We start from the raw sequence: 12,037 nt of genomic DNA on the forward strand, positions 1-12,037 counted from the left end.
CACGCTGGTCGTCGCCAAGTGGACCGGCGACCTCGACACCGTGCGCATGCACCAGCATCTGAACCAGGAAAGCACCGCCGAAGCCGACGAACCCGAGCGCGTGCTCGACGCCGCCCAGGCGCACATGCCCGCCGGCCAGGCACGGCAGGCCTGACCCTGCCTTCGGCCCCGCCAGGGGCCATCGGGCTGCCACCGATGCGGACGGCCCGGCCTTGTGCAATAACGCTCCCATGATTTCAAGGGAGCCGGGCCTGCATTTCGATGGACCTTTCGACCACACGAGGGGATGGCGCGCCCTGCCGCGCTGGTGTGGCGCGCTGGCGCTGGTGGCCGTGGCCGCCTTCGCCGGCCAGCAGATCGCCATGCAGGCCGGCCTGGCGCGTCTGCGCGAGGCGGCCGAGCACCGGCTCGACATGCTCGCGACCGGGCTCGACGCCGACCTCGCCCGCTTCGACTACCTGCCCGCGCTGCTGGAGATGACGCCCGTCGTGCCGGAGCTGCTCGGCACGCCGTCGGACACGCGCCTGCGCGACGCGGTCAACCGCTACCTCGACGGCGTCAACGCCACGGCCGGCGCCGAGATGCTCTACGTGCTCGACGCCTCCGGCACCTCGCTGGCCGCGTCCGACTGGGACAAGCCCGGCACCACCGTCGGGCAGGACCTGTCGTTCCGGCCCTACGTGATCGACGCGCTGGGGCAGGGCCGGGGCCGCTTCTACGGGGTGGGCATCACCAGCAAGAAGCCGGGCTACTACCTGTCGTATGCGCTGCGCCGCGGCCAGTCCTCGCGCGGGGTGGTGGCCGTCAAGATCAACCTCGAGGAGGCCGAGCGCGCCTGGCGCAAGCTGCCCGGCGACGTGGCGCTGATCGACCAGCGCGGCGTGGTGATCCTTTCCACCCGCGAAGACCTCAAATTCCGACCGCTGCTGCCGCTCGATGCGCTGCAGCGCGCCGAGGTGCTGCGCTCGCGCCCCTACGGCGAGGCCAGCCTGCAGCCGCTGCAGTGGACGCAGAAGGAGGTGCTGGACCGCGACGTGCAGGTGATCTCGCTCGACGGCGTGGACCAGCTCGCGTCGGCGCGCATCCTGCGCGGCGCACCATGGCAGCTGGTGGTGCTCGACGACCTCGCGCCGCTGCGCACGGCGGCACGCTACGCGGCGATCACCGCCAGCCTGGCGATGGCGGTGCTGCTGCTGGTGGCCGTCGCGCTGTGGCAGCGCCGCCGCGCGGTGCGCCAGAAGCTGGCCAGCCAGGCTGCGCTGCAGGCGGCGCACGACACGCTCGAATCGACCGTGGTGGCGCGCACCGCGCAGCTGCGCGCGGCGCAGGGCGAGCTGGTGCATGCCGGCAAGATGGCCGCGCTGGGCCAGATGTCGGCCGGCGTGGTGCACGAGCTCAACCAGCCGCTCACGGCCATGCGCACGCTGTCGGAAAGCGCCGTCATCCTGCTCGACAAGAACCGCATCGACGACGTGCGCGGCAACCTCCAGCGCATCCGCAACATGGTCGACCGGCTCGCGCGCCTGACCTCGCAGCTGCGCACCTTCGCCTACAAGGGCGAGGTGCCGCTGGCGCCGGTGCCGCTGTCGCAGGCGATCGCCGAAGCGCAGGCGATCGTCGCCGACGCCGCAAAGAAGCAGCGCGTGGCCATCGAGGTCGACGTGCAGCCCGCGGCGCTGAGCGCCATGGCCGAGGACGCCGCGCTGGGCAGCGTGCTCGCCAACCTGATGCGCAACGCCATCGATGCCATGCAGGACGCGCCGCTGCGCACGCTGCGGCTGGAAGCGCGGCCGAAGGAGGGGCGCGTGCTCCTTTCGGTGACCGACACCGGCCCGGGCATTCGCCCCGATATCCTGCCGCGCCTGTTCGAACCCTTCGTCACCGGCAAGGCCGCGGGTTCCGGGCTGGGCCTGGGGCTCGTGATCTCGGCACAATTGGTGCGCGCCATGGACGGCACGCTGCGCGCGGCCAACCTGGATGGCGGCGGCGCATGCTTCGTCATCGACCTGCCCGCCGCCATTGCCGTGATCCACAACCCGCCCGTACCCTCTCATTCACCCCCCCTTTCCACTGCACAACAGGAGTGACCCCCAAGTGAGCGAAGCCCCTGCCATCCGGGTGCTGCTGGTCGAGGACGACGAAGACGTCCGCATCAGCACGACCCAGGTGCTGACCCTGGCCGGTTTCGAGGTCGAATCCTTCGCGAGCGCCGAGCGCGCGCGCCCGCACATCGGCTTCGGCGTGCCGGCCGTCGTGGTCAGCGATGTGCGCCTGCCGGGCCTGAGCGGCACCGAGTGGCTGCCCGAGCTGCGCAACGTCGATGCCGAGCTGCCCGTGATCCTGGTCACAGGCCACGGCCACATCGCGATGGCCGTGCAGGCCATGCGCGAGGGTGCCTACGACTTCATCGAGAAGCCTTTCAGCTCCGAGCGGCTGGTGGCCATCGTGCGCCACGCCATCGAGCGCCGGCAGCTCAGCCTGCAGGTGCGCGCGCTGCGCGACGCGCTGGAAAACTGGCAGGGCATCCAGTCGGTGCTGATCGGCCGTTCGGCGCAGATGCAGCAGGTGCGCCAGACCGTGAAGACGCTGGCCGAGACCTCGGCCGACGTGCTGGTCTACGGCGAGACCGGCACCGGCAAGGAGCTGGTGGCGCGATGCCTGCACGACCACAGCGCGCGCCGCCGCCAGCATTTCGTGCCGCTCAATTGCGGCGGCCTGCCGGAGTCGCTGGCCGAGAGCGAGCTGTTCGGCCACGAGGCCGGCGCCTTCACCGGCGCCAACCGCGTGCGCGTGGGCAAGTTCGAATACGCCAGCGGCGGCACGCTGTTCCTCGACGAGATCGAGAGCATGCCGATGGCGGTGCAGATCAAGCTGCTGCGCGCGCTGCAGGAGCGCAGCATCGAGCGCATCGGCTCCAACAAGACCATTCCCTTCGATTGCCGCGTGGTGGCCGCGAGCAAGGACGACCTGAAGGCCATGAGCGACCAGCAGAAGTTCAGGGCCGACCTTTACTACCGCCTGGGCGTCGCCTTCATCGAGCTGCCGCCGCTGCGCGAGCGGCGCGAGGACATCCCGCTGCTGTTCGAGCACTTCACGCTGCAGGCCGCGAGCCGCTACGAGCGCCCCGCGCCGCTGCTGAGCAACGCGCAGCTGGCCGACCTGATGGCCTACGCCTGGCCCGGCAACGTGCGCGAGCTGCGCAACGTGGCCGACCGCTTCGTGCTGGGCCTGCTCGGCGAGCGCCTGACGCAGACGCGCGGCGGCAACGGCGCCGACGGCGTGCCGACCTTGCCGCGCGGGCTGCCGCAGCAGGTGGAATCGTTCGAACGCGCGGTGATCGTCGAGGAGCTGCGGCGGCAGCACGGCGACCAGCCCGCCACGGCCGCCGCGCTCGGCATCGCGCGCCAGACGCTGCACGACAAGGTGCGCAAGCTCGGCCTGACGGTGGACGAATTCAAGCCCGCGGCCTGACCGGCAGCACGGCCGCCGTCAGAAGGGTTCGACAGGCAGCGCGCGCTTGTGCGCGCTCCTGCGGTGCGTCGCAAGAATGATCCGGCGGGCTTCGGCCGACACCGGCTTGCCTTCGAGGAAGTCGTCGATCTGCTCGTAGGTGACGCCGAAGGCGTCTTCGTCGGGCTTGCCCGGCACCAGCGATTCGAGGTCGGCGGTCGGCACTTTGTAGACCAGCGCGTCGGACGCGCCCAGCAGTTGCGCCACCGCGCGCACGCGGCGCTTGTTGAGACCCGTGAGCGGCGTGATGTCGGCCGCGCCGTCGCCGAACTTGGTGAAGAAGCCCATCAGCGCCTCGGCCGCGTGGTCGGTGCCGATGACGATGCCGTCGTGCGCGCCGGCCACCGCGAACTGCGCGATCATGCGCTGGCGCGCCTTGATGTTGCCGAGCACGAAGTCTTCGTGCGCCGCATCGCGGAACGCCAGGTCGCCGGCCTTCAGCGCCGCGAGCATGCCGTCGGCGGCGGGGCGGATGTCGACGGTGATGGTGCGGTCGGGCTTCATCACTGCGAGCGAGGCCTGCGCCTCGGCTTCGTCCTTCTGCACGCCGTAGGGCAGGCGCATCGCGATGAAGGTGGCGTCGTAGCCTGTGGCGCGCAGCTTTTCGACGGCGCGCTGCGCGAGGCAGCCGGCAGTCAGCGAATCGACGCCGCCGCTGATGCCCAGCACCAGCGTCTTCAGGCCGGTCTGCTTCAGGTAGCCGGCGAGAAAGTCGACGCGCCGTTCCAGTTCGCGGGCGGCATCGAAGACGGGCGCGACGTGCAGCGCGGCGATGATCTCGCGCTGCGTGTCGTCGACGGGAGTGAGGTCCTGATTCATACGGCGATTCTTCCTTGCATTCTTTCAGTGGAACACCGCGGAACCGGCTTTGCCGGGCCGCAGGTGTTGCCCCCGGCAGGGGGCGAAGCGACACGAAGCGCGCGAAGCCTGGGGGCGAGCTTAAAAATCCACGAGGCTCAGGCCGATGCTCAGGACGGTCCGCTTGCGGTTGTAGTCCACCAGCGTATCGCCATAGCCCGAGAACAGCTGCGTGTGGAAGCGCAGGTTGCTCTTGGTCGGGTCGCCGATGGCCTTGAGCCATTCGAGGCGCACCGAGCCGCGGCCGCTGTCGCGCAGGTTGTTGCGCACGGTCACGGCGAGCTGGTTGTCGCGGTTGAGGTTCCAGCGGCCGGTGAGCTCGGCGCGGCCGATGTAGTCGGAGATGTCGGGGTTGTCGTCCTTGGCGGCGCTCTCGGAAACGCGCTTCCAGATACGCCCGGTGATGGTGAAGCGGTCGTCGAGCTCGGCGCCGCCCATCAGGTAGACGCGGTTCCAGCTGCGCGACAGCGGCAGGGTCTGGCCGTTCGACTGGTGCACGATGCCAAGGCCCGAATAGCGCCAGCGCCAGCCCCCGGGCAGCTTGAAGTCGGTCGGGTAGACGTACATCAGCTCGGGTTCGTGGTCGGTGGTGCGGAAGGGCCGCGAGATGGCGCCGTTGAACAGCTGCCACGTCGACTGCTGGCTGTAGGCGAACCACAGCGAATCTTTCCTGTTGGCCGGATCGTTCTGCGTGAGCATGCCCTGGGCGAGCTTGGTGCGCACCGACAGGCCGATGCGCATTTCGTTGGCCTGGTAGGCCACCGGATCGGCGGTGTGGCCGGCCGAGGGCGAGGTCGGCGTCTCGGGTTTCTTGGTGGCGGCCGAGACCGACACGTTGAGCGGGCGGTAGCCGCGGAAGCCGAAGGTGCCGCAATCGGTGGCCTCCTCCAGTTCCCAGAAGCGCGAGAGCACCGAGTACTGGCGGTCGCGGCAGCCTTCGGCGGTGGCGACCGAGACGACGCGCGTGGCCGGGATCGAGGCGTCCACCGGCGGCTGGGTGTTCGCCAGCACGGGCGGCGCGGCGGGAACCGACACCGAGGGCAGCGTCTGCTGCTGCGACCAGCGGTCGAAGCAGGCCAGGCGCGCCTCGTTGTTGGCACCGAGTGCGGCGCACTGCTGCCAGGTGAGCTGGGCGTCGGCCAGCGGACTCGCGGGCTTGTCCACGGCCTGTGCGTGCGCCGTGGCGCCGCCGCCGAGGCAGGCGGCCACGGCCGCGAGCGCGGCCAGGTTGAAGTGAGGTTGTCGTCGTGTCGTCGTCATTGCTTTCCTTCCTGCGCGACTGTCTTGCTGAGCACGAACGGGTGCGTGCTCTCGTCCGCGGCGTTGCGCCACGTGCCCCTGAATTCGCGCCCGCACGAGCCGGCCTGTAGCTTGCCCGACCAGACGGCGCTGATGGCGCGGCCGTCCTGTGATTCATCGATGGAGAGCGCGCCTTCGTCGTCCACGTCGCCCGCGAGCTGCGCGACCGCGGCTTTCGCAGGGTTGGCGCCGTGGCGTGTGATGGTTCCGCGCACGCCGTCGTAGTCGGGGTGCTTTCCGAGCTGCACGGCGGCCACGGCCGGCAGGCCGTCGAAGTGCGCATCCCAGCGGCCGTAGAGCGATTGCAGCGGCAGGTCGCGCGCGTCGGCGGGGCAGTCGGCGCTGCCCCGCACGGAGGCGCAGCCCGACAGCGAAAGAAGAACGGCGCCGGCCAGCAGCGCGGAAAAGCTGTTCGCCTTCATGACGCTGCCGCTGCCTTCGCCGCGTTGTCCTGTGCCTTGCGCGCGAACTCGGCGCGCAGCGCCTTGAGTTTCTCGCGCGGGTCTTCCTTGATGGTTGTCTTGTCGAGGCCCATCTCGGCGATGAAGCGGCTCGGCACGCAGGGCACCATCTCGCGGCCCTGCTTGCGCTTCTTGGTCCAGCTCACGGCCAGGCTGCGCTGCGCGCGCGTGATGCCCACGTACATCAGGCGGCGCTCTTCCTGCAGGCGCTGCAGCGTGTCGTCGCTCACCACCTTCTGGCGGCCGTTGTCGTCCTCGAGCTTGAAGGGCAGCAGGCCCTCGGTCACGCCGATCAGCATCACGTGCGGCCATTCGAGGCCCTTGGAGGCGTGCAGCGTCGAGAGCGTGACCACGTCCTGGTCCTGCTCGCGCTCGCTGATGGTCGACAGCAGCGAGATGGTCTGCGCCACTTCGAGCAGGCTCTTGCGCTCGGTCTCGACGTTGTCGTTGGCGCCCGAGGCATCGTCGAGCGTGCCGCCGGCGCGCTGCGACATCCAGTCGACGAACTCCAGCACGTTGGTCCAGCGCGAGGCCGCGGCGGCCTCGCTGTCCTCGCCGTCGTAGAGGTGCTTCTCGTAGTCGATCTCCTTGAGCCAGTCGAGCATGAAGGTGCGCGAGTCTTCGGCGCCCATGGTGCGGCGCGCGCGGTATTCCAGGTCGTTGATGTAGCGGCCGAACTCGTGGATGCCTTCGAGCGTGCGCTTGGGCATCACGCTCGGCAGCGAGGGGCTGAATAGCGCCTCGAACAGGCTCAGCTTGTACTGGCTCGCGAAGGTGCCCAGGCTCGCCAGCGTGGTGTGGCCGATGCCGCGCTTGGGCGTGGTGATGGCGCGCAGGAACGCGGGGTCGTCGTCGTTGTTGACCCACAGGCGGAACCAGCCGCACAGGTCCTTGATCTCGGCGCGGTCGAAGAAGCTCTGGCCGCCCGACACCTTGTACGGAATCTGCGCCTTGCGCAGCGCCTGCTCGAACACGCGCGCCTGGTGGTTGGCGCGGTACAGGATCGCGAAGTCGCGGAACTCCTTGTACTGCTTGCCCTGCGCGATGACGTCGCCCGCGCGGATGCTGACGATGCGCGCCACCGCGCGCTCGGCCTCGTGCACTTCGCTGTCGGCATCGACGATGCGCACCGGCTCGCCTTCGCCGAGCTCGGAGAACAGCGTCTTCGGAAACAGCTTGGGGTTGGGGCCGATCACGTTGTTGGCCGCGCGCAGGATGGCGCTGGTGGAGCGGTAGTTCTGCTCCAGCTTGATGACCTTGAGCGTGGGGTAGTCGACCGGCAGCTTGCGCAGGTTGTCGAGCGTGGCGCCGCGCCATCCGTAGATCGACTGGTCGTCGTCGCCCACGGCGGTGAAGTGGCCGCGCTCGCCGGCCAGGGCCTTGAGCACTTCGTACTGCGTGGCGTTGGTGTCCTGGTATTCGTCCACCAGGATGTGGCCGAGCGCGGCTTGCCACTTGGCGCGCACCTCGGGAAATTCGTAGAGCAGCTTGAGCGGCATGCCGATCAGGTCGTCGAAGTCCACGCTCTGATAGGCCGCGAGGCGCTCTTCGTAGCGCGCCATGATCTTCGCGGTGATGCGCTCGTTGTCGTCGGCAGCCTGGGCTTCGGCCTGCGCGGCGTTCAGGCCCATGTTCTTCCACTTGCTGATGGTCCACTGCCAGATGCGCGCGGTGGCCGCATCGGTGGTGCCGCCGGCGTCCTTCAGGATCTTGGTGACGTCGTCGGAATCGAGGATGCTGAAGGCCTTCTTCAGGCCGAGCACCGCGCCATCCTCGCGCATCATGCGCACGCCCAGCGCGTGGAAGGTGCAGACCACGACCTTGCGCGCGTCCTTGCCGATCAAGTCCTTCGCGCGCTCGCGCATCTCGGCGGCCGCCTTGTTCGTGAAGGTGATGGCCGCGATGCGCTGCGGCTCGATGCCCGACTGGATCAGCCGGCCGATCTTGTGCGTGATCACCCGCGTCTTGCCCGAGCCCGCACCGGCAAGCACCAGGCAGGGACCATGCATGTAGTTGACCGCTTCTTGTTGCGCGAGATTGAGACCGTGAGACATGGGAGAAAAAGAACCGGGAAGGCCGCGAAGAAGGCCGTGGGGAACGGCTGGCGCAAAGCGGGCAATGATACGGGGCCGGCCTTTGCGGGGTTATAGCCCGGACACCCCCATGCAGCCCTGGAGCGGCCCGGCGACAGCGGACCGGTGCCGCCTGTAGTCCTTGTTACTTTCCCTTTCTTTGCGCCGAGCGCGGCCGCATCGCCCGCGTCGTCCAGTGGACGACGGGGGACTGCCTTCTTCGGCTTTCCGCTCGCGGCGCGCGCGCTACGGGGTCAGCACGCCGAGCTTGTACGGATCGGCATCGGCGAGGCGCTCGCACTTCGAGAAGTCGCGGCCCTGCGTGCCGTCGCAGTAGTAGGTGTTGTAGACACGCCCGAAGAGCGTGGGACTGGCGGTGAAGAGCACGCCGTGGTCGGGCTGCCAGTTGTCCTTGGGCGGCGGGGCGCTCGCTTCCACCGGCTTGGCCGCCGACCCGGCGGTCGGCGTGAAGTCGGCGAGCGTCTTGTGGGTTTCGTCGCCGCGCCAGCGCACCGCGAGCTCGGCAGCCGTGGGCCGCGCCGCCACCGGCAGCAGGATGCCGTTGACCTGCGGGCCGTAGCCGAAGCGGTGCGTCCTGCCCGCCAGGAAGGCATAGGCACAGGCCGCCATGCACTGGCCGCGAACCTCGGTCTGCACGCCGCTCGCACGGATGGCGTCGGCAAAGGCGCCGGCCGCTTCGGCGGTGCCGCCGAACGAATCCTTGAAGACCACGACATGCACCGTGCCGCTGGTCAGCTGCTCGGTGAATTCCTTGATGGCGGTGCCGTCGAGCATGCCCGACACCAACAGCCGGCTGCCCTGCACCTCCAGTTCGGCCGCGCAAGCCGAAGGCACGCCCGCGATGCAGGCGAGGCTCGAAGCGAGCGAGAGGACCCAAACAGAGAAAGACGACGGTTTCACGGCGACCCTTGCCTTTGCGACGAGCGAGCTTGCTTGGAACACGGTCCCCGCGGGGGGCTGGCGCTGTGACAGCTTGGCCAGCGCCGGGGTATGGCGTCAACTCTTTTTTCACAAATTTTCGGGTAGGCCGAGGCAGGCCGTAAGGCATAGCTATCGCTATCACTTCAGATGAATACTTGAGTTTGCAGATGAGCTGCTACAGTGTTTGCAAGTCAAAGATGTGAATGGAGCGCGCGATGGCAATTCTTTCTCGCATCCTGCTGTGGTTGGCCTGGCTCTTCGTGGTCGGCTGGTTCTGGCATGCCGACAGGTTCGGCACCGCCACCGCGATAGCGCTCGCCGCGCTGAGCCTCGTGGTGTTCGCGTGGCCCGGGAGCATCGTGCGGCGCAGGCATGGCGAGCTGCGCTACGTCGACATGGGCAAGGAGCCCGTCGGCCACCACTGAAACCGCGGCTTCAGGGTCGCTGGCGTTCCAGGTTCAGATGCTGTGCGGGTCGACGTCGACCAGCCAGCGGATCACGCCCTTGCCCTCGGGCGTGCGCCGCAGTTCGTGCAACAGCGGCTGCCAGGCGGCCAGCAGGCGCTGCAGCGCCGCCCGCGAGGGGCTTTCGATCAGCATCTGCGCACGCTCCACATTCGCCACGCGCTGGATCGCCAGCGGCACGGCCGGGTAGCGCGTGACGAGCTCGGCACCCGGCAGCGCCTCGGCCTTGTCCGCGGCCGTGTTCAGGAAGCCCTGCGCCACCGGCTGCTCGCGCGCGTCGGCCCGCAGCAGCGCCTGGAACGCGAACGGCGGCATGCCGGCGGCGCGGCGCTCGTCGAGCTGCTGCTGCGCGAAGCTGGCGTAGTCGTGCCTGCGCAGCGCCATGAACAGCGGATGCTGCGCATGGTGCGTCTGGATCCACATCTCGGCCTTGGCGCCTTGCGCGGCGAGGTAGGCGGCGTCGCGGCCTGCGCGGCCGGCCGACTGCATCAGCAGGCTGAACAGCCGCTCAGGCGCGCGGAAGTCGCTGGAGAACAGCGCACCGTCGGGGTTCACCGCGGCCACCAGCGTGATGCGGCGGAAGTCGTGGCCCTTGGCGATCATCTGCGTGCCGACCAGCACGTCGACCTCGCCCGCGTGAACGGCCGCGAGCTGCGATTCGAGCGCGCCCTGTTTCTTTGTGCTGTCGGCGTCGATGCGCGCGATGCGCACCGCACTCCCGTCCGGGTGCTTCACGCCTGCGAACAGCTCGGCCAGGTGTTCTTCGAGCCGTTCCGTGCCGCGGCCCACAGGCGCGATGTCGGGGTTGCCGCAGGCCGGGCAGGCGCGCGGCACGCGCTCGGTGAAGCCGCAGTGGTGGCAGCGCAGCGTGCGGTCGATCTTGTGGAACACGCGGTAGGCGCTGCAGTGCGGGCACTCGCTCTTCCAGCCGCAGTCGCCGCAGGCCAGCACCGGCGCATAGCCGCGCCGGTTCAGGAAGATCATGCTCTGCTCGCCGCGCGCGATGCGCTGGCCGATGGCGTCGAGCAGCGCGGCGGAAATCACCGTTTTCGGCGGCTGCAGGTTCATGTCGACGAGCCGCACGGCGGGCAGCTCACCGGCGCCGATGCGCGAGGGCATGGCCAGCCGCACGTAGCGGCCGCCCGGGTCGTCGCCCTCGGCGGGCCGGCTCTGGTGCCAGCTCTCGAGCGAGGGCGTGGCCGAGCCCAGGATCACCTTGGCCTTCTCGCGCTGGCCGCGCCACACGGCGAGGTCGCGCGCCGAGTAGCGCGCGCCTTCCTGCTGCTTGTAGCTCGGGTCATGCTCCTCGTCGACCACGATGAGCTTCAGCCCCGGGATCGACGCGAACACCGCCATGCGCGTGCCCAGCACGATGCGCGCGGCGCCGCCATGCGCCGCCAGCCAGCTCGCGAGCCGCTGCGGATTCGTCATGCCGCTGTGCAGCGACACCACGGCCTCGTCGCCGAAGCGGGCCTTGAAGCGGGCTTCGAGCTGCGGCGTGAGGTTGATCTCGGGCACCATCACCAGCGCCTGCGCCTCGGGGTCGCGCGCGAGAAGGTCGGCCACGCAGCGCAGGTAGACCTCGGTCTTGCCGCTGCCGGTGCTGCCGACCAGCAGGAAGGTGCCCGTTTCTGCCTCGATGCGCGCCAGCGCGGCGGTCTGCTCCGCGCTCAGCGCGATCAGGTTGGCGGATTCGGCCGTCTCGGCCACCGGCCCGGCCGCCGTCCCGCGCTTGAGCCGGCGCGCCAGCTGCGCGGTCGACAGGTCGCGCAGCTGCGGCGGCAGCGCGGCCAGCGCGATCTCGCCGATCGAGCGCTGGTAGTAGCGCGCGGCGAAGGCCACCAGATCGCGCCAGGCCTCGCCCAGCGGGGCCAGTGCGTCGAGCGCCGCGCCCACGGGCTTCAGCGCCCTGTCGGGCTCGGCGCCCGCCAGCGAAACCGGCTCGTTCCAGACCACGCCCAGCACCTCGCGCTTGCCCAGCGGCACGCGCACCAGCGTGCCCGGCACCAGCGGCTCGGTGCCGGCGTAGCTCAGCAGGTCGCCGAGCGCGGCATGCGCGGGCGTCTGCACCGCGAGGTCGAGCCGCCACGGCAGGGCCGGCGAAGCGCCGTCCGTCGTCTGGTGAGCCCCGCCGAGGGGTGAGCCGGCTGTGGAGATGAGCGGTCCTTCTTGGAAAGGTTTGTTAATGCGACTTTGAGCAAAAGCGCTTAAGTCGTTGATTTGTCTGGGCTTTGAGGCCCATCCAGAGTTTCTGTGGATAACTTTGTTGACAAGCGGGCTCGACTCGCTGCGAGGCCTTGAAAATCAAGGCTCTGGCTGGAATGCCCGGAAAAAAAGCAAAGTTCAAATCCTATATAAATCAACAACTTAGCTTCGCTATTTCTTTAGGAGCAAAGAAAGAGGCCACTCAGATAATCTTGCGCGGTGCAAC

Annotated in this window: 9 protein-coding genes; 3 read left to right on the forward strand and 6 right to left on the reverse strand. The window is 69.1% G+C overall.

What is annotated here, in order from left to right:
- Positions 1–230: 230 nt before the first annotated feature.
- Both PMI12_RS26360 and PMI12_RS26365 read left to right on the forward strand, forming a co-directional pair.
- Complete coding sequence (locus tag PMI12_RS26360; protein WP_007838871.1) at positions 231–2,087, forward strand: sensor histidine kinase; 1,857 nt, start codon at positions 231–233, stop codon at positions 2,085–2,087.
- 7 nt (positions 2,088–2,094) lie between these two features.
- Positions 2,095–3,471 (forward strand): sigma-54-dependent transcriptional regulator, encoded by a 1,377-nt coding sequence (locus tag PMI12_RS26365; protein ID WP_007838873.1) that lies wholly within the window; start codon positions 2,095–2,097, stop codon positions 3,469–3,471.
- 18 nt (positions 3,472–3,489) lie between these two features.
- Here PMI12_RS26365 and nadE read toward each other — a convergent pair whose 3' ends face one another.
- The 5 genes from nadE to PMI12_RS26390 all read right to left on the reverse strand — a co-directional run bounded on the left by nadE (position 3,490) and on the right by PMI12_RS26390 (position 9,121).
- Positions 3,490–4,329 carry an ammonia-dependent NAD(+) synthetase gene (gene nadE, locus PMI12_RS26370; protein WP_007838875.1) on the reverse strand — a complete coding sequence of 280 codons (840 nt, stop codon included), beginning with the start codon at positions 4,327–4,329 and terminating at the stop codon, positions 3,490–3,492.
- Between the two features lie 120 nt (positions 4,330–4,449).
- Positions 4,450–5,628: a phospholipase A gene (locus PMI12_RS26375; RefSeq protein ID WP_007838877.1), complete on the reverse strand. Its 1,179-nt coding sequence runs from the start codon at positions 5,626–5,628 to the stop codon at positions 4,450–4,452.
- Positions 5,625–6,089, reverse strand: a complete 465-nt coding sequence (locus PMI12_RS26380; protein ID WP_007838878.1) for a hypothetical protein — start codon at positions 6,087–6,089, stop codon at positions 5,625–5,627. The genes PMI12_RS26375 and PMI12_RS26380 overlap by 4 nt, the downstream gene beginning before the upstream one ends.
- Positions 6,086–8,182 carry an ATP-dependent helicase gene (locus PMI12_RS26385; protein ID WP_007838879.1) on the reverse strand — a complete coding sequence of 699 codons (2,097 nt, stop codon included), beginning with the start codon at positions 8,180–8,182 and terminating at the stop codon, positions 6,086–6,088. Before PMI12_RS26385 ends, PMI12_RS26380 begins: the two co-directional genes overlap by 4 nt.
- Positions 8,183–8,446: 264 nt before the next feature.
- Positions 8,447–9,121 carry a hypothetical protein gene (locus PMI12_RS26390; protein WP_007838880.1) on the reverse strand — a complete coding sequence of 225 codons (675 nt, stop codon included), beginning with the start codon at positions 9,119–9,121 and terminating at the stop codon, positions 8,447–8,449.
- Positions 9,122–9,357: 236 nt separating this feature from the next.
- Between PMI12_RS26390 and PMI12_RS26395 the strand changes: the two genes are divergently transcribed.
- Complete coding sequence (locus tag PMI12_RS26395; protein ID WP_007838881.1) at positions 9,358–9,567, forward strand: hypothetical protein; 210 nt, start codon at positions 9,358–9,360, stop codon at positions 9,565–9,567.
- A gap of 33 nt (positions 9,568–9,600) precedes the next feature.
- Here PMI12_RS26395 and priA read toward each other — a convergent pair whose 3' ends face one another.
- The gene (gene priA, locus PMI12_RS26400) at positions 9,601–11,676 is read right to left on the reverse strand and encodes a replication restart helicase PriA (RefSeq protein WP_007838883.1); all 2,076 of its coding nucleotides are present in this window, start codon (positions 11,674–11,676) and stop codon (positions 9,601–9,603) included.
- Positions 11,677–12,037: the final 361 nt, after the last annotated feature.

Origin of the sequence: Variovorax sp. CF313 (assembly GCF_000282635.1) — a bacterium.
In the GTDB taxonomy this organism is placed as follows: Bacteria; Pseudomonadota; Gammaproteobacteria; order Burkholderiales; family Burkholderiaceae_C; genus Variovorax.